This window comes from Streptomyces spongiicola (assembly GCF_003122365.1).
Taxonomy (GTDB): Bacteria; Actinomycetota; Actinomycetes; order Streptomycetales; family Streptomycetaceae; genus Streptomyces; species Streptomyces spongiicola.
This window is the reverse complement of record NZ_CP029254.1, coordinates 2,575,502-2,599,178: the sequence shown is the minus strand read 5'-3', so window position 1 is coordinate 2,599,178 and position 23,677 is coordinate 2,575,502. Positions and strand designations below refer to the sequence as shown.

At 74.2% G+C, this 23,677-nt stretch carries 18 protein-coding genes; 10 read left to right on the top strand and 8 right to left on the bottom strand.

All coding sequences use genetic code 11. The annotated features are described in order from the left end of the window. Window positions 1-303 precede the first annotated feature (303 nt). The gene (locus DDQ41_RS11235; protein ID WP_245991451.1) at window positions 304-984 is read right to left on the bottom strand and encodes a uridine kinase family protein; all 681 of its coding nucleotides are present in this window, start codon (window positions 982-984) and stop codon (window positions 304-306) included. A gap of 427 nt (window positions 985-1,411) precedes the next feature. Between DDQ41_RS11235 and DDQ41_RS32885 the strand changes: the two genes are divergently transcribed. After that, entirely contained in the window at window positions 1,412-1,660 is a 249-nt protein-coding gene (locus tag DDQ41_RS32885) for an SCO1431 family membrane protein (RefSeq protein ID WP_316681840.1), read from the top strand. Between the two features lie 397 nt (window positions 1,661-2,057). Next, complete coding sequence (locus DDQ41_RS11220) at window positions 2,058-3,230, top strand: acyl-CoA dehydrogenase family protein (protein ID WP_109294374.1); 1,173 nt, start codon at window positions 2,058-2,060, stop codon at window positions 3,228-3,230. 803 nt (window positions 3,231-4,033) lie between these two features. On the opposite strand, the gene DDQ41_RS11210 is transcribed toward DDQ41_RS11220, so the two are convergent. After that, entirely contained in the window at window positions 4,034-4,438 is a 405-nt protein-coding gene (locus DDQ41_RS11210; RefSeq protein ID WP_109294373.1) for a hypothetical protein, read from the bottom strand. A gap of 205 nt (window positions 4,439-4,643) precedes the next feature. Here DDQ41_RS11210 and DDQ41_RS11205 point away from each other — a divergent pair, with 205 nt between their 5' ends. The 4 genes from DDQ41_RS11205 to fxsA all read left to right on the top strand — a co-directional run bounded on the left by DDQ41_RS11205 (window position 4,644) and on the right by fxsA (window position 8,825). Further along, entirely contained in the window at window positions 4,644-5,084 is a 441-nt protein-coding gene (locus DDQ41_RS11205; RefSeq protein WP_109294372.1) for an Lrp/AsnC family transcriptional regulator, read from the top strand. A 9-nt stretch (window positions 5,085-5,093) separates the two neighbouring features. After that, window positions 5,094-6,716, top strand: coding sequence for an amidohydrolase (locus DDQ41_RS11200; RefSeq protein ID WP_109294371.1), 1,623 nt, complete (start codon window positions 5,094-5,096; stop codon window positions 6,714-6,716). A 508-nt stretch (window positions 6,717-7,224) separates the two neighbouring features. After that, window positions 7,225-7,992, top strand: a complete 768-nt coding sequence (locus DDQ41_RS11195) for a polyprenol monophosphomannose synthase (RefSeq protein WP_109294370.1) — start codon at window positions 7,225-7,227, stop codon at window positions 7,990-7,992. 260 nt (window positions 7,993-8,252) lie between these two features. Further along, complete coding sequence (fxsA, locus tag DDQ41_RS11185; protein WP_109294368.1) at window positions 8,253-8,825, top strand: FxsA family membrane protein; 573 nt, start codon at window positions 8,253-8,255, stop codon at window positions 8,823-8,825. A 335-nt stretch (window positions 8,826-9,160) separates the two neighbouring features. Here fxsA and DDQ41_RS11180 read toward each other — a convergent pair whose 3' ends face one another. The 4 genes from DDQ41_RS11180 to yczE all read right to left on the bottom strand — a co-directional run bounded on the left by DDQ41_RS11180 (window position 9,161) and on the right by yczE (window position 12,689). Beyond that, complete coding sequence (locus tag DDQ41_RS11180; protein ID WP_003959706.1) at window positions 9,161-9,535, bottom strand: RNA polymerase-binding protein RbpA; 375 nt, start codon at window positions 9,533-9,535, stop codon at window positions 9,161-9,163. 268 nt (window positions 9,536-9,803) lie between these two features. Then, window positions 9,804-11,171 carry an MFS transporter gene (locus DDQ41_RS11175; RefSeq protein ID WP_109294367.1) on the bottom strand — a complete coding sequence of 456 codons (1,368 nt, stop codon included), beginning with the start codon at window positions 11,169-11,171 and terminating at the stop codon, window positions 9,804-9,806. Window positions 11,172-11,214: 43 nt separating this feature from the next. Next, window positions 11,215-11,988, bottom strand: coding sequence for a glycerophosphodiester phosphodiesterase (locus tag DDQ41_RS11170; protein WP_109294366.1), 774 nt, complete (start codon window positions 11,986-11,988; stop codon window positions 11,215-11,217). Next, on the bottom strand, window positions 11,985-12,689 hold the full coding sequence (gene yczE / locus DDQ41_RS11165) for a membrane protein YczE (RefSeq protein ID WP_109294365.1): 705 nt from the start codon (window positions 12,687-12,689) through the stop codon (window positions 11,985-11,987). The genes DDQ41_RS11170 and yczE overlap by 4 nt, the downstream gene beginning before the upstream one ends. Window positions 12,690-12,753: 64 nt before the next feature. Here yczE and DDQ41_RS11160 point away from each other — a divergent pair, with 64 nt between their 5' ends. Further along, a complete protein-coding gene (locus DDQ41_RS11160) occupies window positions 12,754-14,253 on the top strand; it encodes an SCO1417 family MocR-like transcription factor (protein WP_109294364.1) in 1,500 nt (499 codons plus the stop codon). A 630-nt stretch (window positions 14,254-14,883) separates the two neighbouring features. Here DDQ41_RS11160 and DDQ41_RS11155 read toward each other — a convergent pair. Beyond that, window positions 14,884-16,605: a hypothetical protein gene (locus DDQ41_RS11155; RefSeq protein WP_109294363.1), complete on the bottom strand. Its 1,722-nt coding sequence runs from the start codon at window positions 16,603-16,605 to the stop codon at window positions 14,884-14,886. A 44-nt stretch (window positions 16,606-16,649) separates the two neighbouring features. Next, on the bottom strand, window positions 16,650-16,844 hold the full coding sequence (locus DDQ41_RS11150; RefSeq protein ID WP_093658158.1) for a hypothetical protein: 195 nt from the start codon (window positions 16,842-16,844) through the stop codon (window positions 16,650-16,652). A 429-nt stretch (window positions 16,845-17,273) separates the two neighbouring features. Here DDQ41_RS11150 and DDQ41_RS11145 point away from each other — a divergent pair, with 429 nt between their 5' ends. The 3 genes from DDQ41_RS11145 (at window position 17,274) to DDQ41_RS11135 (ending at window position 23,475) form a co-directional block, all read left to right on the top strand. Further along, the gene (locus tag DDQ41_RS11145) at window positions 17,274-17,666 is read left to right on the top strand and encodes an ankyrin repeat domain-containing protein (protein ID WP_109294362.1); all 393 of its coding nucleotides are present in this window, start codon (window positions 17,274-17,276) and stop codon (window positions 17,664-17,666) included. A gap of 220 nt (window positions 17,667-17,886) precedes the next feature. Then, window positions 17,887-19,305 carry a hypothetical protein gene (locus tag DDQ41_RS11140; protein WP_109294361.1) on the top strand — a complete coding sequence of 473 codons (1,419 nt, stop codon included), beginning with the start codon at window positions 17,887-17,889 and terminating at the stop codon, window positions 19,303-19,305. A gap of 567 nt (window positions 19,306-19,872) precedes the next feature. Then, window positions 19,873-23,475 (top strand): hydantoinase B/oxoprolinase family protein, encoded by a 3,603-nt coding sequence (locus tag DDQ41_RS11135; RefSeq protein ID WP_109294360.1) that lies wholly within the window; start codon window positions 19,873-19,875, stop codon window positions 23,473-23,475. Window positions 23,476-23,677 lie beyond the last annotated feature (202 nt).

Sequence of the window (23,677 nt, the reverse complement as noted above, 5' to 3'; positions counted from 1 at the left end):
ATACCTGCCCCCGTGCTGTCCGCCGGGCGGATGCCCGGTGGAGCGTGCCGAACCACCGTGTCGTGGACGGGAATTGACCGCACCGGAGTGCATGGTACCCGGGCAGGGGGCGGCGGATTAAGGGCGCGTGGGCGCGGGGTGGCCGGTGACCCTGGGTGAGCGGGAAGTGCCGCAAGGGTGCCGGGAGAAGGTGCCGGGAGGCAGAACGAAGCCCCCGATCACGGGGGAACAACCGGGGGCTTCGCGTCCTGGCGGCTCCGAAAAGCCGCACATTGAGAACGTAAGACCTGTAAGGGCCCCGGGTCAAGCAGAGTTGGCGGACCCGGCGGGGTGGATTCCCGGCCGCCCGGTAAGGGGTCGGAACTGGTCACACTGAGTGAGGAGATGGTTCGCCCCTGCTGTCGCTCCGGGCCCCGGCAGCCACTCGTACCCCTCGGGCGACTCGCGTATCAGGGTGTCGGCGAAGGGCCGCGAGGGATCGCCCGCGAAGTGCCGGCTCTCGGCGGCCGTCCAGGTGTCCCAGAAACCCGCGAGCCCCGGCCCGTCCCGGCGCCGGCCGCGCATCCACGATGCCCGTGGGTCCCGCTCCATCCACAGCAGCCCGGCCAGATGGGGCCGCAGCGCGCGGCGGCCCGCGCCCACCCCCTCGACGAGGACGAGCGGCGCGGCGGGCAGGCCGCGCGGAGGCCCGAAGCGGCGCAGCTCCCAGTCGTAGGGGCGGTAGAGCGCGCCGTGCCCCCGGGACCACGGACCGATCACCTGCCCGAGCAGGCGGCCGGTCCAGGAGAAGAGTTCGTCGTGGGTGGCGAGGTCGTCGAGATGGAGCACCGGCACCCCGCCGAGGGCCTCGGCGAGCAGGCCCGCGAAGGTGCTCTTGCCGGAGCCCGCGTGGCCGTCCACGGCGACCAGCCGGACCGGACCGCAGGACGGCGGCAGCGCGCGCAGTCCGGTGGCGGCACGGTCGAGTGGCAGCGGGCGGCTCATGGGGATCACCCTAACGGGGGTACGCGGACCCGCTACCGGACCGCCGCAGGCCATGCGATCCGGCCGCACCCGTCAACGACGCCGCCCGCCCGTACACCCGGCGGACGGCGTCGCTGACGGGTGCGGGAGGCGATCCGGCTCGGCGCCAAGCCGCTACGAGGCGAGCGGGAGGCCGGCGTCCGGCACAGGCGGGGTCCGCTACCTCTTCCGCCCGAGCGTCCGGCGGCCGCCCAGCGCAAGGCCCCCGCCGCCTCCGGCACCGGCTGACGCGCCGCCGCCGCGCGGGCGGCGGTGACCGGTGTCACTGACCGGGGCGGGCGCGGCGGGCACTGTGGTCGGGGCAGGTCCCCGCGCACCTCCCGGCAGGGCGGGACGGGACCTGCCGAGGGGGCGACCGGAGACCACCAGGACGACCGAGCGAGCCGCCGTGAACACGACCATGATCACGAACCCGAACCCGAACCCGAACCCGAACGCGACCATGACCACGACCACGACCATGAACGCGACCATGAACGCGACCATGGCCACCGCCACCGCCACCGCCACCGCCACCGCCGGTCGGTCCCGCACCGGGGGCCCCGGGGACGACGGCCCCAAGATCGTCGAACACGCCCTGGGGTGGCTCCTGGTGGTGGTGCTCGCGATGCTCGTCACTCGCGCGGGTCTGCTCTGACACGGGTCCGCGTCCGCGTGTGCGGTGGAGGCGCGGGTGGGGGCGATGGCCATCCGGTTGCCGCGGGTCCGCGTCCGCGTGTGCGGTGGCGGGAGGACGGTCCCGCACCCCGCACCGGCCGTACACCCGCTCCGCCGGTCGACGTGAATCGGCCCCGCCGGCCGAGCCGTCTCCGGGGCCCCGGAAGAACCGGCCCCGGAGCAGCGTGCCGCCGGGGCATGGCTTCCGCCCGTGACGGACGCCGTCCGATGGGGCATACTCAAGCCGCCACGCAGCCGCTGGTCAGCCACTTCCGTGATCCGGGAGGGCAGCATCGGCGCACCAGTGACATCCGGCGGCGCCGCTCAACCCTTGGCGTGCGGCCGCCGCATCGCCCGACAGGGAGGAGAGCGCCGCCATGCCCGACCGCGCCCCGCAGCCGGTGGACCGCACACTGCCCACCGAGGAGGCCGGGGATCTGATCGCCCTGGTCCGTGAGATCGTCCAGCGGGAGATCGCTCCACGCGCGGCCGAGGAGGAGGAAGCGGGCCGCTTCCCGCGCGAACTGTTCTCCCTGCTCTCCGAGTCGGGACTGCTCGGTCTCCCCTACGACTCCGAGTACGGCGGGGGCGACCAGCCCTACGAGGTCTATCTGCAGGTCCTCGAGGAACTTGCCGGGGCCCGCCTCACCGTCGGCCTCGGCGTCAGCGTCCACTCCCTCGCCTGCCACGCGCTCGCCGGCTACGGGACCAAGGAGCAGCGTGCCGAGCACCTCGCCGGGATGCTCGGCGGGGGTCTGCTCGGCGCGTACTGCCTCTCCGAGCCGTCGTCCGGCTCGGACGCGGCCTCCCTGCGCACCAGGGCCGAGCGCGACGGCGCCGACTGGGTCATCACCGGGACCAAGGCATGGATCACCCACGGCGGGATCGCCGACTTCTACACCGTGCTGGCCCGGACCGGGGGCGAGGGCGCCCGCGGTATCTCGGCGTTCCTGGTGCCGGGTGACGCGGAGGGACTGAGCGCGGCCGCGCCCGAGAAGAAGATGGGCATGAAGGGCTCGCCCACCGCGCAGCTCCACTTCGACGGTGTGCGCGTTCCCGACGCCCGCCGTGTCGGCGACGAGGGGCAGGGCTTCGCCATCGCGCTCTCCGCTCTCGACTCGGGGCGCCTCGGCATCGCCGCCTGCGCGATCGGTGTGGCGCAGGCCGCTCTCGACGAGTCGCTCTCCTATGCCACCGGCAGGCGGCAGTTCGGCCGCCCCATCGCCGACTTCCAGGGCCTGCGCTTCATGCTCGCCGACATGGCCACCAAGGTCGAGGCGGGCCGTGCGCTGTACCTCGCCGCCGCACGGCTGCGCGACCGGGGCCTGCCGTTCTCGAAGGAGGCGGCGATGGCCAAGCTGTTCTGCACCGACACGGCGATGCAGGTGGCCACGGACGCCGTGCAGGTCCTCGGCGGTTACGGCTACACCGCGGACTTCCCCGTGGAGCGGCTGATGCGCGAGGCGAAGGTGCTGCAGATCGTCGAGGGCACCAACCAGATCCAGCGGATGGTCATCGCCCGTCACCTCGCCGGGCCGGAGTCCCGCTGACCCGGGCGGTTCCGCCGGTCCACGCCGGCGCCGCCGCGAGCCGGTTCCACTCGTGGTCGCGGCGGCCCGGCAGGGTCCGCCCCGCACCGGCCCAGCGGTGCAGCAGATCACGGTAGATCGGTGGATCGGGAGGGTGCGGAACCGGTTCCTCCCGATGCGGCGTCATCGGCGGGAGGCGACCCTGGCCGCCCTCGGGGTGCTGCGCGGTCATGCCCTTCCCAACGGCGCCCCGCCGCGCGGAGTCACCCTCCGTGCCGCTCGCGCACCGGTTCGCCCCGTCACCGCGGTGCACGGGCTCGCTGCGCACCGGGCGTCCGCGATCCGGCGCTCCCGGCCGCCCTCTTGCGGCCGGCGCCCCGGGCCGCCGTGTCCGGGTGCCGTGCCCGGCTGCCCCGTACGGCCCTGACTCCCCTCCGGCCCGTGCGGCGAGTGGGGGACGGCCGGTCGGCGCCCCGGGGCAGGAGGACGGGCCGCACACGTCCGGGACAGGCCGTCTCAAGGCCGCCGGGCGGCCGCGGACGACGGCCGGACGCGGCCGTTGCCGCACCACGACGGCACTGCCGTCGCGGTACGCCGGAATCCGCGAGGTGGCGAAGGGCTCAGGCGGCCCGCCGCATCGGAGGCACCTTCAGGGGCGGTGACCCCGGGCCGCCGACGTGCGAGAAGGGCTGTGTCCGCCAGTCCAGGAGGTGGCGAAGGGCTCAGGCGGCCCGCCGCATCGGAGGCACCTTCAGGGGCCGTGACCCCGGGCCGCCGACGTGCGAGAAGGGCTGTGTCCGCCAGTCCAGGAGGTGGCGAAGGGCTCAGGCGGCCCGCCGCATCGGAGGCACCTTCAGGGGCCGTGACCCCGGGCCGCCGACGTGCGAGAAGGGCTGTGTCCGCCAGTCCAGGCCCTGGGGGAGCGTCAGCAGCAGTGCGGTGTCCTGCTCCTGCACCTCGAGCGTGTCGTCGGCCGGGCGGGCGTCCGCCGCGACCCGCCCCGTCCCCGCGCAGACCGCGAGCACGAACGGGTTCCACGGAGTCGGGCACAGCGCGTGCTCGGGGAGCACATGCTCGTCCGCGAGCAGCGCGATCGGCTGCGCGCAGTCCGGGCAGACGACCCGGTACATCTCGAAGGTGTCGTAGGAGTCGAACTCGTCGTCCTCGTGGGGTGCGACGGAATCGACGGGCTCCGGTTCGTGGCGTCCGGTGCGCTTCACACTCTGCATGGAGAATCTCCCCCTCGGGTGGGCCGACCAGGCACTTGTGGTCTCGACCACACCAAGGACTTCCCGCCCGGTCCCCGGGGTAACCGCGCGGCCCCGGCGGACACCGCCGCTCGACTGTGGCGTTCGTCACATGCCTGCCGCAGGTGCCCGGGCAGAGGGCCGGCCGACTGTGCCGGAACGTTCCTGGGGCAATAGGTTGACCTGCATGGAGGAGCTGGATCGTCAGATCGTCGAGTTGCTCGTCAGGGACGGGCGCATGAGCTACACCGATCTGGGCAGGGCTACGGGCCTGTCCACCTCGGCGGTGCACCAGCGGGTGCGCCGGCTCGAGCAGCGGGGCGTCATCCGGGGATACGCCGCCGTCGTCGACCCCGAGGAGGTCGGCCTGCCCCTGACCGCGTTCATCTCGGTGAAACCCTTCGACCCGAGCGCCCCCGACGACATCGCCGAGCGGCTGGCGGACGTGCCCGAGATCGAGGCCTGCCACAGCGTCGCCGGCGACGAGAACTACATCCTCAAGGTCCGCGTCGGCACCCCGCTCGAGCTGGAGGAGCTGCTCGGCCAGATCCGCACGCTCGCCGGCGTCTCCACCCGCACGACCGTGGTGCTCTCCACCCCGTACGAGGCACGGCCGCCGCGAATCTAGGCTGTTCCCATGAGTGAGAGCGCGCCCCAGGCCGAACACCGCACCGTGCTGCTGCGCGGCGGGGAAGTCCACAGCCCCGCCGACCCCTTCGCCACCGCGATGGTCGTCGAGCGCGGTCACGTCGCCTGGGTGGGTTCCGAGGGCGCCGCGGACGCCTTCGCCCCGGGCGTGGACGAGGTGGTGGACCTCGAGGGGGCCCTCGTCACCCCGGCCTTCGTGGACGCGCACGTCCACACCACCGCGACGGGCCTCGCACTCACCGGACTCGACCTCTCCACCGCCGCCTCGCTCGCCGAGGCGGCGGAACGCATCCGGGCGTACGCCGGGGCGCGGCCCGCCGACCGCATCCTCATCGGACACGGCTGGGACGCCACCCGCTGGCCCGAGCAGCGGCCGCTCGGCAGGGAGGAACTGGACGGGCTCACCGGAGGCCGCCCGCTCTACCTCACCCGGATCGATGTCCATTCCGCCCTGGTCACCACAGCGATGCTCGACCTCGTGCCCGGGGTCCGGAGCACGAGCGGCTTCCGCGACGGCGAGCCGCTCACCGGCGCGGCGCACCACGCCGTACGCTCCGCCGCTTACTCCTCGGTCTCGCCCGGTCAGCGGGCCGAGGCCCAGCGGGCCGCCCTGCGGCACGCCGCCTCCCTCGGTATCGGCACCGTCCACGAGTGCGGCGGGCCCGACATCTCCTCCGAGGACGACTTCACCGGACTCCTCGGGACGGCCGCGGACGGCCCGGGGCCGCGGGTCGTGGGGTACTGGGCCGACACGGACGTGGAGCGGGCCCGTGCCCTCGGAGCCGCCGGCGCGGCCGGAGACCTCTTCGCCGACGGCTCGCTCGGCTCGCACACCGCCTGCCTGAACGAGCCGTACGCAGACGCCGCGCACGCCGGTGCCGCCCATCTCGACGCGGCCGCCGTCGCCGCCCATGTCACCGCGTGCACCGAGGCCGGGCTCCAGGCCGGCTTCCACGCCATCGGCGACCGCGCGATCGGCAACGTCGTCTCGGGTCTCAGGGCCGCTGCGAGCGCCCTCGGCCCGGCCCGGATCCGGGCCGCCCGCCACCGGGTCGAGCATGCCGAGATGCTCACCCCGGAAACGGTCGCCGCGTTCGCCGAGTTCGGTCTGACCGCCTCGGTGCAGCCCGCGTTCGACGCGGCCTGGGGCGGCGACACCGGGATGTACGCCCGGCGCCTGGGCATCGAACGGGCGCGCACCCTCAATCCGTACGCCGCCCTGCTGCGCGCCGGGGTCCCGCTCGCCTTCGGCTCGGACAGCCCGGTCACCCCCGTGGGCCCATGGGGGGCCGTCAGGGCCGCCGCCTTCCACCGCACCCCCGAGCACCGGATCTCCGTACGCGCCGCCTTCACCGCGCACACCCGGGGGGGCTGGCGCGCCGTCGGCCGCGACGACGGGGGCGCGCTGGTGCCCGGAGCGCCCGCGGACTACGCGGTCTGGCGCACCGGCGACCTCGTGGTCCAGGCACCGGACGACCGGGTCGCCCGCTGGTCCACCGACCCCCGCTCCGGCACCCCCGGCCTGCCCGATCTCACTCCCGGAAACCCCCTTCCGGAGTGCCTGCGGACCGTGGTCGGCGGACGTACGGTCCATGTGCGGCCGGGCGAGTGACATCGGGTCGGAGCGCGCCGGCGCACGCCGGCGCGCGGGTTCCTCCACGACCTGCGGACCTTCTTCGCCAACCGGTCCTGTCGGTCAATCGCCGCAGATCGCACCACTGTTGACAGGCGGCGCCCGTCGGCCGGTAGGTTCGGCCGGGTCCACCGAAGGACCACCGACCGGCCGGCCCCCACGCAGTCGTCGAACGCCGCTGGGCCGGGGGGCGGGGCGCCGCACCGGCCCCCGCCGCCGGGAGCCGGGTCCGGCGCCCGCGCCTCGGAGCGAGGGACCGCCGCCGCCGCCGGTGGGGGTCCCCCTGCTCCGGCGGAGCCGGGGGAGGATGCGACCCGGGTGGGGCCCGGCGTTCAGTAGACAACGGCTCTCGGCCGACCCGCAGCCAGCGGATCCCGGGCCGGCCCGAAGGACGCCGGGCCCGACCCCGGCCCCGCACCGTGCCGTCGTCGTCCCGTCCGCGGTGCTCGCTATGGTGGGTCTCTGCGTACGGACGTTAAGGGGCAGCATGAACGACGGCGGTCAGCGGCGATACGGCCCGCTCGGCAGAGCCTTGGTGATCATTCCGACCTACAACGAGGCGGAGAACATCGAGCCGATCGTCTCCCGGGTGCGTGCCGCCGTACCGGAGGCCGACGTCCTGGTCGCCGACGACAACAGCCCCGACGGGACGGGGAAGGTCGCCGACGAGCTCTCGGCCCGGGACGGCCGCGTCCACGTCCTGCACCGCAAGGGCAAGGAGGGCCTCGGTGCCGCCTACCTCGCGGGCTTCCGCTGGGGCATCGACCGCGGCTACGGAGTCCTGGTCGAGATGGACGCCGACGGCTCCCACCAGCCGGAGGAACTGCCCCGGCTCCTCACCGCGCTCAAGGGCGCCGATCTCGTGCTGGGCTCCCGATGGGTGCCCGGCGGGCGGGTCGTGAACTGGCCCAGGTCCCGTGAGCTCCTCTCACGCGGCGGCAGCACCTACTCGCGACTGCTGCTCGGTGTGCCGATCCGCGACGTCACGGGCGGCTTCCGCGCCTTCCGCAAGGAGGCCCTCGAAGGACTGGGGCTGGACGGTGTGGCCTCGCAGGGCTACTGCTTCCAGGTGGACCTCGCACGGCGGGCAGTGGAGGCCGGATTCCACGTGGTGGAGGTGCCGATCACCTTCGTGGAGCGCGAGGTGGGCGACTCGAAGATGAGCCGGGACATCGTCGTCGAGGCCCTGTGGCGGGTCACGGCCTGGGGCGTCGGCGCCCGGGCGGGCAAGGTCATCGGGCGCAGGCCGTTCTGACGGCCGCACCCGGCCAGGTCCCGGACCGCGCACCGCCGCCGGGCGCGAGCGGGTGCGCAGCCACAGGTTCAAATCCTGTTAGCCCCACTGGTACCGCCGCCGGGCGCGAGCGGGTGCGCACCGGCGGGGGCGGAGCGGACCAGGGGCGGCGGGCCCGGCAGGACCGGGCCGCCGCCCCGGACGGGTCGCGGGGTCCTTCCCGCCCGGCCGGTGACCGGGCGCATACGCCGATCCGCCCGGCGCCCAGGCACACTGGGGGCATGACGACCGGCGCAACGACACCGACCGCCCCGAGGCGCTCACGCGCCCGCACCTTCCTACCCCTCGGCATCGCAGCGTGGCTGGTGCTGGAGATCTGGCTGCTCACCGTCGTGGCCGGCGCCGCGGGCGGGCTTGCCGTGTTCGCGCTGCTCGTCGCCGGCGGGCTGCTCGGCGCCGTGGTGATCAAGCGAGCCGGCCGCCGCGCCTTCCGCAGTCTGTCGGAGACCCTTCAGCGGCAGCAGTCCGGCACCGCGCCGACCGAGGACCGGTCGGGCAGGGGCAACGGCTTCCTGATGCTCGGCGGACTGCTCCTGATGCTGCCGGGCCTGGTCTCGGACGCGGCGGGACTGCTGCTGCTGGTGCCCCCGGTCCGTACCGCTCTCGCCCGGAGGGCCGAGCGGTCGCTCGAGCGCCGTATGCGGCGGGCGGCCCCCGGCTCCCTCGGTGACGCCTTCCGGCAGGCCCGTATCCACCGCCCGGACGGCAAGGTCGTGCAGGGTGAGGTCGTCCGCGAGGATGTTCCCGGCGGGCCCCGCCCGGAGCCGGACCCGCGTCCGCCGCTGACCTCCTGAGGCCTGCGGGCAGGCAGCACCCTGGTTCCCCGCGGGCCCTTGGCGGCTTCCCGGCGCTCCCGGGCCCTCGCGGGCCCGGGTGGCGCGCCACCCGGGCCGGGTCACCCCGGCGGACGCGGTCGCACACGGTCGCACGTGGTCGCGCCGGCGGACCCGGGGCGCGGGCGGGTGGGACACCCGGGCCCGGGCGCACACCGCCCGGCACCCGGTCGCACCGCGGCACGACCGCCGGGCACCGCCCGGGGGCGCGCACACGCAGGAGCCGCGGGTTGCGGCACACATCCGTGTACCGCAACCCGCGGCTCCTGCACCCTGTGCGAGTCGGTGGTGCGCCCCTACGCGGACTTGCGGCTGTCGCGCGGGTGCACCGCGATGTTCATGGCCCCGGAGCGGAGGACGGCCAGCCGCTCGGCCAGCACCTCCTCGAGCTCCTCGCGCGTGCGCCGCTCCATGAGCATGTCCCAGTGCGTACGCGCGGGCTTCCCCTTCTTCTCCTCGGGGCCGTCCCCGTCCACCAGGAGTGCCTGGGCGCCGCACGCCTTGCACTCCCACTCCGGCGGAATCTCCGCCTCGACCGAGAACGGCATCTCGAAACGATGTCCGTTCTGGCATGCGTACTCCACCGCCTGGCGCGGGGCCAGATCGATGCCGCGGTCGGTCTCGTAGCTGGTCACCACGAGGCGCGTGCCGCGAAGAGCTCGCTCACTCATGAATCGTGCCTCCCGGGCTTGTCGCCCACAGGACAGGTGTCGCTGTCGTCGTCATCCGGTCAACGTCCGGTCGGCGGTGAAGATTCCCGTTGCCGGTCATGCGTCGTCGCCCGTCGTGCCGCTGCTTTTCCAGGGTTTGGGTACCCACCAGTGCCCGGTTTGTCACATCTGGCAGAAAGTGTCACCCAGCGTTTGGAGCTTTTCAGCGCGCAGTAACGGTCCGCCTGGCAGGCCAAAGGCGTACACTACCGGCCCTTCCCTTCAACGTCTAAATCCGTTCCGGAACCGGGTTCCCCGCCTCGGCGATCGCACGCCTCACCGGAACGCGGGCCAGCAGCACGAACCCCAGCGCGAAGAAGACCACCAGGGAGATGATGGCGGACCGGTAGCTGCCCGTGAGCTGGAACGCCAGACCGAACACCAGCGGCCCCAGCCAGCTCAGCCCCCGGTCGCTCATCTCGTACGCGGAGAAGTACTCCGCCTCCTTGCCCCGCGGGACGAGGTGCGAGTACAGCGACCTGGACAGCGCCTGGCTGCCGCCCAGCACCAGGCCGATCGCCCCGGCCAGCGCGTAGAACCACAACGGCGTCCGCGGCGGCAGCAGGTAGCCGGCGGCGAGGATCAGCGTCCACACGGCGAGCGAGCCGAGGATCGTTCGCTTGGCCCCGTAGGAGCGGGCCAGCCGGCCCATGCCCAGCGCGCCCGCCACCGCCAGCACCTGGACCAGCAGCACCGCCGTGATCAGGGTGGTCTGGTCGAGGCCCAGCTCCTCGGAACCGTATACCGACGCCTGGGAGATCACCGTCTGCACACCGTCGTTGTAGACGAGGTAGGCGAGCAGGAAGGACAGTGTCAGCGGATGGCGTCGCATGTCCTTGAGGGTCGCCACCAGTTGGCGCCACCCCGCCCCGACCGCGCCCGCGCCGAGGGCGGGCGCCGCGTCCCCGGCGGTACGCCGGTCCCGCAGCCGGCGCAGCGGCACGAGCGCGAAGGCTCCCCACCACACCCCGGCCGAGGCGAGGCAGACGCGGACCGCCTCCGACTCGGAGAGCCCGAAGGACTCGTGACCGGTGTAGAGCACCAGGTTGAGCACGAGGACCAGCGCCCCCGAGGTGTAGCCGAACGCCCAGCCGCGCGAGGAGACCGTGTCCCGTTCCTCCGGCCCGGCGATCTGCGGCAGATACGCGTTGTACAGGACCATCGACACCGACAGCGAGGCGTTCGCGACGATCAGCAGGAACGCGCCGAGCAGATAGCGGTCCCCGTCGAGGAAGAACATGCCCGCCGTCGCGGTGGCCCCCAGATAGGCGGCGGCGGCCAGGAGCGGCTTCTTGCGGCCCGTGCGGTCGGCGACCGCCCCCACCAGGGGCATCGCCAGAACCGCCACCACCACCGAGACCGACACCGCGTACGGGAACACGGAACCGGCGCGGACCGGGATGCCCAGCGGGTGGACGAAACCGCCGGAGTCCGCGGCGGACTTCGCCACCGCGGTGAGATAGGGGCCGAGGAAGACCGTCAGCACGCTCGTCGAATAGACGGAGCACGCGAAGTCGTAGAAGTACCAGCCGTGCCGCTCGCGCCGGCGGTCGGCTTCGTCCGTCCCGGTGGTCCCGTCCGCGGTGTCGGCAGCCATGACCCGCCCCCCTCACTCGTCCCGTGGGGGAGACGCGCGACGCTCAGACCCAGGCACCCCGGTCGGTCATCACCGTACGCAGCATCTCCAGATGATCGGTCATGATGCCATCCACTCCCAGGTCCAGGAGACGGGCCGTACGGTACGGATCGTTCACGGTCCACACATGCACCTGGAGCCCGCGCGCATGGGCCTCGCGGACGAACCGGCGGTCCACCACGGGCACCCCGCCCTGAGACTGCGGCACCTGTGCGCACACCGCCCCCGGGCGGACCGCGGCGGGGATGCCGAACGAGCGCAGCCGCAGCCCGATCACCCCGCGCACACCGTACGACGTCGCGAGCCTCGGGCCGGCGAGCCGGTACGCGCGCGAGACCCGGCTCTCCGAGAACGAGCCCACGCACACCCGGTCCCAGGCGTTCGCGCGCCGCACGAGGTCGACGAGCGGCTCGAGCGCGCCCTCCGCCTTGACGTCCACGTTCCAGCGGGCCGCCGGGAACTCCTCCAGGAGGTCCTCGAAGAGCGGCAGGGGCTCCTTCCCGGCCACCCGGGCCCTTTCGACCTCGGCCCACGGCAGCCGGTCGATCCGCCCGCGCGCGTCGGTCACCCGGTCCAGGGTCGGGTCGTGGAACGCGACGAGCCGGCCGTCCGCGGTGGCGTGCACGTCCGTCTCGAAGTAGCGGTAGCCCAGCCCGGCGGCGCGCCGGAACGCCGCCGCCGTGTTCTCCAGACCGTCGGCCGTGCCGCCGCGGTGGGCGAACGGTATGGGGGCGGGGTGGTCGAGATAGGGATGCCTCGGGCGCGCTGCGGAAGTCACGAACGCAGTATCACCCGTGCGGGTGAAGATCCGGCGACCACCGAGCTTCCCTCCCCGGTCGGCGGGACGGCGAACACCCGCAGGAAGAGCTGAGCCAGCGGGCCGATGGACAGCGCGTAGACCAGCGTGGCCGCCCCCACCGTGCCACCGAGGGCGAACCCGGTCACCACGACCGCCACCTCGATCGCGGTGCGGACCAGCCGGACGGACCGGCCGGTCAGCCGGTGCAGCCCCGTCATCAGCCCGTCGCGCGGACCGGGGCCGAAGCGGGCCGAGATGTAGAGGCCGGTGGCCATCCCGTTGAGGACGATGCCGGCCGCCGTCACCGCGATCCGGGGGCCCGGCCCGTCCAGTTCGGGTACGGCGGCGAGGGTGCCGTCCATCGCGATGCCGATGACGAGGACGTTGGAGACCGTGCCCAGTCCGGGCCGCTGGCGCATCGGCACCCACAGCAGCAGCACCGCGGCCCCGACGATGATCGAGACGACGCCGATGGTGAGGCCCGTCCGCTCGGCCAGGCCCTGGTGCAGCACCCCCCAGGGCTCGAGGCCGAGGCCCCCGCGGACCAGGAGGGCGGAGCTGGCCCCGTAGAGCGCCAGACCCGTGTACAGCTGCAGCAGCCTGCGGGGCAGGCGCCTGCCCCGCAGGCCGGATGTGATGGACAAGGCTCTGCCCCCGATGGTGGAAGTGGACTGATGCATGACACCCTGTGGCAGGGACGTGCATGCCAACCATGGCCAATCCGAGGAAGGTGGACTGACTTTCATGGCTCAGTGGACTTCGGCCGTGGGGGCGCCCGTGCTGGCCCGGCAACTGCATGCGCAGCAACCGGGCCCGGCCGGCCCCGGCACCCGCAGGCCGCCCGCCTACCGAGCCCTCGCGGACGGCATCCGGCTGCTCGTCCTGGAGGGCCGGGTCCCGGTCGCCGCCCGCCTGCCCGCCGAGCGCGAACTCGCGACGGCCCTGGCCGTCAGCCGTACGACCGTGGCCGCCGCATACGAAGCCCTGCGGAACGAGGGCTTCCTGGAGTCCCGCAGAGGTGCCGGCAGCTGGACGGCCGTACCCGCGGGCAACCCGCTGCCCGCACGCGGCCTCGAACCGCTGCCTCCGGAATCCCTCGGCTCCATGATCGACCTCGGCTGCGCCGCGCTCCCGGCCCCGGAGCCCTGGCTGACCCGCGGCATCCGGGGCGCGCTCGAGGAGCTTCCGCCGTACGCGCACACCCACGGCGACTACCCGGCGGGCCTGCCCGCCCTGCGCCAGATGCTCGCCGACCGGTACACCCGGCGCGGCATCCCCACCATGCCCGAGCAGATCATGGTCACCACCGGCGCCATGGGAGCCATCGACGCGATCTGCCACCTCTTCGCCGGGCGGGGGGAGCGCATCGCCGTGGAGTCGCCCTCCTACGCCAACATCCTCCAGCTGATGCGCGAGGCCGGTGCCCGGCTGGTGCCGGTCGCCATGGCCGAGGGGCTGCGGGGCTGGGACCTGCCCCGCTGGCGGCAGGTGCTGCGCGACGCGGCACCCCGCCTCGCCTACGTCGTCGCCGACTTCCACAACCCCACCGGCGCGCTCGCCGACGAGGACCAGCGGCGGCAGCTCGTCGACGCGGCCCGCTCGGCGGGCACCGTGCTCGTCGTGGACGAGACGATGTCCGAACTCCGCCTCGACGAGGCAACCGAGATGCCCCGGCCCGTCTGCGCCTTCGACCCCGCGGGCGCGACGGTCCTGACCGTCGGCTCGGCCAGCAAGGCCTTCTGGGCGGGCATGCGGATCGGCTGGGTCCGGGCCGCCCCGGACGTGATCCGCTCCCTCGTCGCCGCGCGTGCCTACGCCGACCTGGGCACCCCGGTCCTGGAACAGCTGGGTGTCGACTGGCTGATGCGGACCGGTGGCTGGGACGAGGCGGTGGCCCTCCGGCGTGAGCAGGCGCGGCGGAACCGTGACGAGATGGTGGCGGCGCTCCACCGGGAGCTGCCGGACTGGGAGTTCGAGATCCCGCACGGCGGCCTGACGCTGTGGGTTCGCGCGGGCGGTCTGTCCGGGTCCCGGCTCGCGGAGGTCGGGGAGCGCGTGGGCGTACGCGTCCCCTCCGGGCCGCGGTTCGGTGTGGACGGCGCCTTCGAGGGGTACGTCCGGCTGCCCTTCACCGTGGGCGGACCGGTCGCCGAGGAGGCGGCGGCCCGGCTGGCGGCGGCGGCCCGGCTGGTCAGGACGGGCGTGACCACGGGCACCGAGGCGCCGAGGACGTTCGTGGCGTGAGGGCCGGGGGGCCGGAGGGCCGGGCGTCGCGGGACGGCTCCCGGCCGACCCGGACCGGTGCCTCGCCGGTTGCCGGTGTTCGTGCCGGTGCGCGTGCCGGGCCGGGGCCTCGCCGGTTGTCGGTGCCGAGACGGTGCGCGTGCGGGGTCGGCCTCTCGCCGGTTCCGGTTCCGGTGCGGCGGGGAGCGGTGTCTGCCCCGGTGCCGGTGTTCGTGCCGGTGCGCGTGCCGGGTCGGGGCTTCGCCGGTTGTCGGTGCCGAGACGGTGCGCGTGCGGGGTCGGCCTCTCGCCGGTTCCGGTTCCGGTGCGGCGGGGAGCGGTGCCTGTCCCGGTGCCGGTGTTCGTGCCGGTGCGGTGCCTGTGTTGTGCCCGTGCGGCGCCGGTGCGGGTCATGGTGGTGCGGTGTTCGTGCCGGTGCGCGTGCCGGGTCGGGGCTTCGCCGGTTGCCGGTTCCGGTTCCGGTGCGGCGGGGAGCGGTGTCTGCCCCGGTGCCGGTGTTCGTGCCGGTGCGGTGCCTGTGTTGTGCCCGTGCGGCGCCGGTGCGGGTCATGGTGGTGCGGTGTTCGTGCCGGTGCGCGTGCCGGGCCGGGGCTTCGCCGGTTGCCGGTGCCGAGGAGCGGCCCGTGCTGCTCAGCCCTCCGCCGGCACCGGTGCCGAGCCGGTCCGGGCGGTCGGGCTCCCCACCGGCTCCGGCACGGGTCCGGTGCCGGCCGTCTCGCGCACCGGGCCGGCCGGGACCTCCAGACGGGGCCCGGTGAGTGCCGTGTCCGCGGGGTCCGCGGCCCCGGCCGCCCGCTCCCCGGCCCGGCGGTCCTCCGGCACCTCCGGCACCCCCGTCTCCATGGCGTACTGCCGTTCCGGGAGCAGGCCCAGCACGGCCTGGCGGTGGGCCTCGCTCGCCGCCTCGTCGTACGGGTCGGGCGTGGCCGGAACCTGGAGCCGGAGCACCGCTCCCGTCCCCATCCGGACATAGCCCCGGCCGGGCGGTACGTCGGCGGTCGGGGTCGTGTGCGGGGGCGCGCCGAGCACGCTCCTCACCTGCTCCGGGGTGGCCGGTCCGAGCACGAGCCGGGCACGGGTGTGGCTGCGCACCGCCTCGTCCAGGAACTCGGCGCTGTCGAACTGGTCGGCGACGACCACCGTCACATGCGCGGCCCGGCCGTGCCGCAGCGGGACCCCCAGCAGCTGCTGGGGGTCGGGCCTGCCCTCCGCGGCCGCGACATGGCTGAGGACGCTGGGTCTGTCCACGAGGATGAACAGCGGGCGACCGACGTCCTCGGGGGCGGGGTGACCGGCCTGCCGGGCCCGGTTGGCGGAGATGAGGCGGCGCTCCGTCTCGTGGGCCGCCCATTCCAGGCCTGCCAGTGCTCCGGCGAGTCCGCACTCGACGGCGAGCACGCCGGCGCGGCCCGTCAGACAGGCGTACTCGCCGGTGCCGCCGCCCTCGACGACCAGGACGTCCCCGTAGGGCAGCGCCTGAAGGGCCAGGGAGCGCAGCAGGGACGTCGTGCCGCTGCCGGGGTGGCCGACGGCCAGCAGATGCGGCTCCGTGGAGCGCGGTCCGGTGCGCCACACCACGGGTGGCGCGTCCCTCGTCGTGTCGCCGTCGAGGACGGGCATGGTCCGGCGTACGGCGTCCTGGTCCGTGAAGCCGAGGACCAGTTCGCCGGGAGCGGTCACGAAGCGCTGGGCGGCGACGGTGGTCGGGAGCGCGGGCAGAACGCTCATCAGCAGCTGGTTGGCCTCCTCCTCCCAGACGAAGAGGTACTCGCGGCCGCGGCCCGACTTGGCGTGCAGCAGCTGCTCGATCCGGGCGCGGGCCTCGGCCTCGCCGTCGGGGAAGTACGGCGGGTACTTCACCCGCAGCCGGGTCAGCCGTCCGTCACCGTCGAACTCGTGGTCGCTGAGCGCCTTCGCCCACTCCCCGCCGTGGGCGAAGAGCGGACTCGGATCCTCCGGGACGGAGAAGTACGGCACCAGCGCGTCGTGCAGCGCCTGGAGCCGGGCCGCCTGTGACTCGTCCGGGCCGGTGCGCACCGGGACGCGCTGGCGTCCCTTCCAGGCCGCCACCCCCATCAGGCCGACCAGCCCGAGCAGCGGCCCGTACGGGACGAGCGCGACCGCCAGGACGCAGACCGCCGCCAGGAACAGCCCGGGGCCACGCCGGTCCCTGGGTGTGTCGGCCCACCTGCGCAGTCCGGCGGCGGCCAGCAGCCTCAGCCCGCGGCTGATCGTGATGAGCGGATGGAGGACGTCGGTGGCGTTGTCGGCGGCGGTCCGCGCGAGCTCGCGGCTGCGGGCGATCCGGTCGTTGCCGCTGATCGGAATGCGGGGGAGTGGTCGCCGGGCCACGGGCTTCTCCTGCTCCTGGAGTGGTGGGGAGGGGTACGGGGAGGTCAGAACTTGATCCCGCCCAGCAGGCTGGCCAGGCTCGCTCCCCCTGCGGTGATGCTCGGGGCGATGGCCGTGCCCGCCAGGTAGAAGCCGAAGAGTGCGGAGACCAGCGCGTGCGAGGCCTTCAGCCCGTCCTTCTTGAAGAACAGGAAGACGATGATGCCCAGCAGCACGACGCCTGAGATGGACAGAATCATGAGCGGTTCTCCTGGTTGAGGGGACAGTCACCATGAGTCCTTCCATCCTCACAGGAGGTATCTATACGACAAAAGGTGCATTCGGGTGAATGCTCGTTCTTTTCACTGGATCGGTGGATCGGTGGATCGGTGGATCGTTGCCGGTCGGGTGCCGGTCGGGTGCCGGTCGGGTGCCGGTCGGGTGCCGGTCGGGTGCCGGTCTGCGTGTCGCCGTTCGGCGCGGCCCGCGCCTCGTGTCCCGTCGGCTCTCGCCAGGTGCCCGGGCCGCCTTCGGGGGACGCGGAGTGATGCGCTCCGCAGGCCGCAGTACCCTGTCGGTTCGCCCGCGCGACCTCGCCCCGTCTTCCGAAGCGGCAGGTCAGGCCCCTGCCCGGGGGCCGGAACGCGCCGGGTGCCCCTTTGTCACCGCAGTGAAAGGAAGCCCTTCGGATGAGTGACGCTCCGGATCCCGAGGTGGTCGAGCTGGCCGCCAAGGTCTTCGACCTGGCGCGGCGGGGGGACGCCGAGGCGCTCGCCGCCTACGTCGACGCCGGTGTCCCGGCGAACCTCACCAACGACAAGGGCGACTCGCTGGTCATGCTCGCCGCCTACCACGGTCACGCCGGCGCGGTGACCGCCCTCCTGGCCCGCGGTGCCGACGCGGACCGCCCCAACGACCGCGGCCAGACGCCCCTCGCCGGTGCCGTCTTCAAAGGTGAGGACGAGGTGATCCGGGCCCTGCTGGACGGCGGAGCCGACCCGGCGGCGGGAACCCCGTCCGCGGTGGATACCGCGCGGATGTTTGGGAAGACAGATCTTCTGGAGCTGTTCGGGGCCCGGTGAACGGCAGTTGAACGCAAGGGGGAGCAGTCGCCCGAAATGTGGTCGCGGTGACGAAATGGCTGGGTCATCATGACGTCGGGCCTGCTAGGGACCACCGACGAGAGGCAGAGGAAGATGGTTTGCAACAAGCGGAAGACCACGGGCAGCCGATCATGTTGCCGCGCGGCCTAGGCGAACACACCCCCGGTTGCGTCGACAGCTTGATGTGAGGCACTCTCCCATGTTCGAACCCGTCATAGCGCCGAGCGGCACCCTGCTCGGCCTGCTGCAGAGGGGCCGCGGCGACGGCACGCTGCACGCGCTCGCCGCGCCGCGCGCCGACGCGCTCGCGGCCCTCAACCAGTGTGTGCTCCACGATCCCCGCCACGACTGGCAGGTGGAGAACCGCTCCCTCTACTACGCCCGCCTCTTCATGGACCTGGGTGGCGGTCTCGAGGACGTCGAGGCCCATCTCTTCGGCCCCGCGGACGGCCTGGACACCGACGACACCCGGACCGGGCTCGCGCTCTCCGTGCTGGGTCACCTGGCCTCGTACGGACGCGACGACGCCCTCGTACTGCTCCGCAGATACGCGGCGACCGGCGCCAACTGGGCCTGGGCCCTCGACGAGCTCGCGCTGCGCGACGACGACGCGGGGCTCCGCTCACTCGCGGGAGCCGTGCTCGGCCGCTTCCCGGCCACCCCGGAGGGCGACGCCGAACTGGCCGCCGCCGTACGCGACGCCTTCGAGCCGAGGCCGTGGCGGCTCTGGGCCGAGGACCGCCGGGAAGCGGTCGGTGCCCGGGTGCGTGCCGCCCGCGACAGCGGCTCCTTCGACCGCTGGCAGCGCCAGATGCGCCCCACGGGGCCACGCCCCGGCTGGAGCGTCCAGTCCGTCTTCGAATGGGCCCGGCAGGGGGCGGACGGCGGAAGTGCGCTGCACGTGCCCGCGGCGCGCTGCCTCGGTGCCGTCGCCGGCCCCGACGACCGGCCGCTGATCGTGGAGACCGCGCGCAGCGGGCCCGACGGTGCACGCTGCGCGGCCCTGCACTACCTGGTGGAGGCACGGGATCCCGCCGTCCTCGACCTCATCGAGGCCGCGGCGGCCGACCCCTCCCGCACCGTCGCCGACGCCGCCGTCGCAGCATTCGAGCGGATGTGCGGCGAGGCCGCCGTCGACCGGGCGCGCGGCTGGGTGCACCGTCCCGACGCGCTGGGCGCCTCCGCCGCGGGCGTCCTCGCCTGCCGCGGCGGCGGCCAGGACGGCGAACTCGTCCTCGGCGCACTCCGCGAGACCGTCCGCGCCGACGGGCCGGACGCACCTCGGCTGTGGGCCCTCGTCGACGGTGCCGGACGACTCGGCATCCGCTGCGCTGCGCCCGTACTGCGCCACATCTACCGCGAGACCAGCTCCTCCCGGTTGCGCGGCCGCACGGCCCGCGCCCTGGCCGCCACCGACCCCTCCTTCGCGACCGGCTTCGCCGTCGAGTGCCTTTGGGACTGCGAGGAGACGACGAGAGAGGTCGCCGCCCTGCACGCCGAGACGCGTGACGCCCGGGTCGCCGAACGCCTCCGCCGGCTCGCCGCCGATCCGGCGGAGGAGGCCGAGGTCCAGACGGCCGTCCGCAGCCGCATCGTCCCGGAGGCCCCTCCCCGCTGAGGCCCTTCGCCCCCTGAGGCGACCCACCGGCCGACCGTCGGCGACCCGCCGGCGGACCGCTCGGCGACCCGCCGCCTGTCCACTGCTCGCCGGTCCGCGCAGTCTGCTCCTCGGCGCCCGCGGATGTGCGCGGATGCACGCGGACCGCGTGGGGACCGGCGGATCCGCGGCGGGCGCAGGGGCATCCCCCTGCTCCTGCGGAGACGCGGGGCTGCCCCTGCCCCCGCGGGAGCAGGGGAGCGCGCCGGTGCCCGCGGGAGCAGGGGAGCGCGCCGGTGCCCGCGCGCGTGCGGGACTGGCCGGAAGAGCGTCAGGAATCCGGCGCGGAGTGCGCCGGTGCCCGCGCGGGTGCGGGACCGCGCCGGCACTCGGGCGGCGCGCCCGGTGGGATCGCGCACACCGGACCGTGCGAGGCCTTCCGCCCGGCCGTGCGGGAGGCCATGGCGGCCGGTCTGCCGGCCCTCGCGCCCGCGGTCGGCGGCCCCGCCGGACCTCGTCGGACCTCGTCGGCCTCTCCGGCGTGGTCGCCCCGCTGCCCCCGGGCCCGCCGCTTGCCAGAATGGGGATATGAGCGGGCGCTGGGAGTTCTGGATCGACCGTGGCGGGACGTTCACCGACATCGTGGGAAGACGCCCGGACGGCCGGCTCGTCACGAGGAAGCTGCTGTCCCACAACCCCGAGCACTACGCCGACGCGGCCGTCGCGGGTATCCGGCTGCTCCTCGGTCTCGGCCCGGGGCAGCCCGTGCCGGCCGACCGCGTCGACGTCGTCAAGATGGGCACGACCGTTGCCACCAACGCGCTGCTGGAGCGCCGGGGAGAGCCGACCGTCCTCCTGGTCACGGAGGGCTTCCGGGACGCGCTGCGCATCGCCTACCAGAACCGCCCCCGGCTGTTCGACCGCCGCATCGTGCTTCCCGAGGCCGTCTACGACCGCGTCATCGAGGTCCCCGAACGGGTCGGCGCCCGCGGAGAGGTGGTCCGGCCCCTGGATCTCGCGCCGGTGCGGCGGCAGCTGCGGCGGGCCCGCCGCGACGGGTTCACGAGCGCGGCGGTCGTGTTCATGCACGGCTACCGCCACCCGGACCACGAGTCGGCCGTCGCCGGCGCCGCGCGTGAACTCGGTTTCACCCAGGTGAGCTGCTCGCACGAGGTGAGCCCGCTCATCAAGCTCGTACCCCGCGGCGACACCACCGTCGTGGACGCGTACCTCTCGCCGATCCTCCGCCGCTACGTCGACGAGGTCGCGAAGGAACTCCGCGCCGTACGCCTGATGTTCATGCAGTCCAACGGAGGGCTGCGGGAGGCCGCGCACTTCCGGGGGAAGGACGCCGTGCTGTCCGGACCCGCCGGAGGAGTGGTCGGCATGGCCCGCACCTCCGAGCAGGCGGGCTTCCGGCGGGTCATCGGCTTCGACATGGGCGGGACGTCGACCGATGTGTCCCACTACGCCGGAGAGTTCGAACGGGAGCTGGGCACCCCGGTCGCCGGCGTGCGGATGCGCGCGCCGATGATGAACATCCACACCGTCGCCGCCGGCGGTGGCTCGATCCTCCACTTCGACGGCCGGCGCTACCGGGTCGGACCCGACTCGGCGGGCGCCGTGCCGGGCCCCGCCTGCTACCGGCGCGGCGGCCCGCTGACCGTCACCGACGCCAATGTGATGCTCGGCAGGATCCAGCCGCGTCACTTCCCCGCCGTCTTCGGTCCGGACGGCGACCTGCCGCTGGACACCGGTGCCGTACGGGACGGGTTCGAGCGGCTGGCCGAGGAGGTGCGCGAGGCCACGGGCATCGCACGCGGCCCGGAGGAGGTCGCGGCCGGCTTCCTCGAGATCGCGGTCCTCAACATGGCCAACGCCGTCAGGAAGATCTCCGTCCAGCGGGGCCACGACGTCACCCGCTACGCCCTGACCTGCTTCGGCGGCGCCGGCGGTCAGCACGCCTGCGCGGTCGCCGACGCACTCGGCATCGACACCGTGATCGTGCCCCCGCTCGCCGGGGTGCTCTCCGCCTACGGCATCGGCCTGGCCGACGCCACCGCCATGCGCGAGCAGTCGGTGGAGGCGGAGCTGGGCGAGGACACCGTGATCCGGGTGCGGGAACTCTGCGGCGAACTCGCCGCACGCACCAGGGCGGAGCTGCGGGACGACGCCGTCCCCGACGAGTCGATCCGCACCCGGGCGCGTGTGCTCGTCCGGTACGCGGGTACGGACTCCGCGCTGCCCGTGCCCCTCGGCACGGCGGCCGCCGTGCGCGAGGCGTTCACCGCGGCCCACCGGGCACGGTACGCCTTCACCATGGACAAGCCGCTCGTCGTGGAGGCGGTGTCGGTCGAGGCCGTCGGCGTGAGCGGACCCCACGGGGCCGTCGTCGTCGACGAGGCGGCCGGCGGTGCCGGCCCGCGGCAGGGGGAGACCGCGCGGATGTTCCTGGACGGCCGGCGCGTCGACGCCCCGCTGGTGCGCCGGGAGGGCCTCTCGCCCGGCGACACCGTCGAAGGGCCCGCGATCGTCGCCGAGGCCGACGCCACCACGGTGGTGGACCCCGGCTGGCGGGCCGCCGTCGGCGGGGGAGGGCATCTGGTGCTCAGCCGGGTGCGGCCGCGGCCCGGCCGTACCGCCGTCGGCACGGACGCCGACCCCGTGCTGCTGGAGGTCTTCAACAACCTCTTCATGTCGATCGCCGAGCAGATGGGCCTGCGGCTGGAGAACACCGCGCACTCGGTCAACATCAAGGAGCGGCTCGACTTCTCGTGCGCCCTCTTCGACGCCGAGGGCAACCTCATCGCCAACGCGCCCCACATCCCGGTGCACCTGGGCTCGATGGGCGAGTCCATCAGGGAGGTGCTGCGGCGCAACGCCGGGGAACTCCGGCCCGGTGACGTGTACGCCATCAACGACCCCTACCACGGGGGCACCCATCTGCCGGACGTCACGGTCGTCACGCCGGTCTTCGACGAGGACGGCCACCGGCTCCGCTTCCTGGTGGCCTCGCGGGGGCACCATGCCGAGATCGGCGGGATCACCCCGGGCTCGATGCCCGCGTTCAGCCGCACCATCGAGGAGGAGGGGGTGCTCTTCGACAACTGGCTGCTGGTCAGGGACGGGCGGCTGCGCGAGGCCGAGACCCGGGAACTGCTCACCGGTGCGCGCCACCCGTCCCGCGACCCCGACACCAACCTCGCCGACCTGAGGGCCCAGATCGCCGCCAACGAGAAGGGCATCAGTGAACTGGGCCGGATGGTCGAGGAGTTCGGCCTCGACGTGGTACAGGCCTACATGGGGCACGTGCGTGACAACGCCGAGGAGTCCGTGCGCCGCATCGTCGCCGGGCTCGGCGACGGCTCCTACCGCTACGAGACCGACGGCGGCGCCGTCATCGAGGTCGCGCTGACGGTGGACCGCCAAGCCCGCGCGGCCGTCATCGACTTCGCCGGAACATCGGGGCAGCAGCCGGGCAACTCCAACGCCCCCAGGTCGGTGGTGACGGCCGCCGTGCTGTACGTCTTCCGCACGCTGGTCGCCGACGACATCCCGCTCAACAGCGGCTGCCTGGAACCGCTGGACGTACGCGTCCCGGACGGCTCGATGCTCGCCCCGGCCTACCCCGCGGCGACGGTCGCGGGGAACGTCGAGACCTCGCAGGCGGTGACCGGCGCCCTGTACGCGGCGCTCGGGGTGCAGGCCGAGGGCTCCGGCACCATGAACAACGTCACCTTCGGCAACGACCGCGTCCAGTACTACGAGACCGTGGCGAGCGGTTCGGGCGCGGGCGACGGGTTCCCCGGCGCCGATGCCGTGCAGACGCACATGACCAACTCGCGGCTCACCGACCCCGAGGTGCTGGAGTGGCGCTTCCCGGTACGGGTGGACGCCTTCTCGGTGCGGAGCGGAAGCGGCGGAGCGGGCCGCTGGCGGGGCGGATGCGGTGTCGTGCGCCGCATCCGCTTCCTGGAGCCGATGACCGTCGCCCTGCTGAGCGGCCACCGGCGGGTGAGGCCCTACGGGATGGCCGGCGGCGAGCCGGGGGCGCCGGGGGCGAACGCCGTCGAGCGCGCGGACGGGACGGTCGAGCCTCTGCGCGGAGTGGACTCGGTGGAGGTCGGCCCCGGCGACGTCCTGGTCGTACGGACCCCGGGCGGCGGTGGCTACGGGCGCCCGGCCCACTGACCCCCGGGCCGCCGAGGCGCCCGCCACCGGGAAGCCGCCACCGGGCCGGAGCGAACCCCGCCGGCGTGCCGGGGCGAACCACATCGGCCTGCCGGGGCGAACCCCGCCGGTGTGCCGGGGCCGGCAGCGCCGCCACCGGCGGGCCGATGCGCGGCATCCTCACCGAACTCCGTCTCGCCTTCCCCGTGGTGGACGATCCCCG

Bases quoted from the DNA above. Each gene is read 5' to 3' on its own strand.
- DDQ41_RS11235 (WP_245991451.1), bottom strand. From the start codon at position 984: ATGAGCCGCCCGCTGCCACTCGACCGTGCCGCCACCGGACTGCGCGCG.
- DDQ41_RS11220 (WP_109294374.1), top strand. From the start codon at position 2,058: ATGCCCGACCGCGCCCCGCAGCCGGTGGACCGCACACTGCCCACCGAG.
- DDQ41_RS11210 (WP_109294373.1), bottom strand. From the start codon at position 4,438: ATGCAGAGTGTGAAGCGCACCGGACGCCACGAACCGGAGCCCGTCGAT.
- DDQ41_RS11205 (WP_109294372.1), top strand. From the start codon at position 4,644: ATGGAGGAGCTGGATCGTCAGATCGTCGAGTTGCTCGTCAGGGACGGG.
- DDQ41_RS11200 (WP_109294371.1), top strand. From the start codon at position 5,094: ATGAGTGAGAGCGCGCCCCAGGCCGAACACCGCACCGTGCTGCTGCGC.
- DDQ41_RS11195 (WP_109294370.1), top strand. From the start codon at position 7,225: ATGAACGACGGCGGTCAGCGGCGATACGGCCCGCTCGGCAGAGCCTTG.
- fxsA (WP_109294368.1), top strand. From the start codon at position 8,253: ATGACGACCGGCGCAACGACACCGACCGCCCCGAGGCGCTCACGCGCC.
- DDQ41_RS11180 (WP_003959706.1), bottom strand. From the start codon at position 9,535: ATGAGTGAGCGAGCTCTTCGCGGCACGCGCCTCGTGGTGACCAGCTAC.
- DDQ41_RS11175 (WP_109294367.1), bottom strand. From the start codon at position 11,171: ATGGCTGCCGACACCGCGGACGGGACCACCGGGACGGACGAAGCCGAC.
- yczE (WP_109294365.1), bottom strand. From the start codon at position 12,689: ATGCATCAGTCCACTTCCACCATCGGGGGCAGAGCCTTGTCCATCACA.
- DDQ41_RS11160 (WP_109294364.1), top strand. From the start codon at position 12,754: ATGGCTCAGTGGACTTCGGCCGTGGGGGCGCCCGTGCTGGCCCGGCAA.
- DDQ41_RS11150 (WP_093658158.1), bottom strand. From the start codon at position 16,844: ATGATTCTGTCCATCTCAGGCGTCGTGCTGCTGGGCATCATCGTCTTC.
- DDQ41_RS11145 (WP_109294362.1), top strand. From the start codon at position 17,274: ATGAGTGACGCTCCGGATCCCGAGGTGGTCGAGCTGGCCGCCAAGGTC.
- DDQ41_RS11140 (WP_109294361.1), top strand. From the start codon at position 17,887: ATGTTCGAACCCGTCATAGCGCCGAGCGGCACCCTGCTCGGCCTGCTG.
- DDQ41_RS11135 (WP_109294360.1), top strand. From the start codon at position 19,873: ATGAGCGGGCGCTGGGAGTTCTGGATCGACCGTGGCGGGACGTTCACC.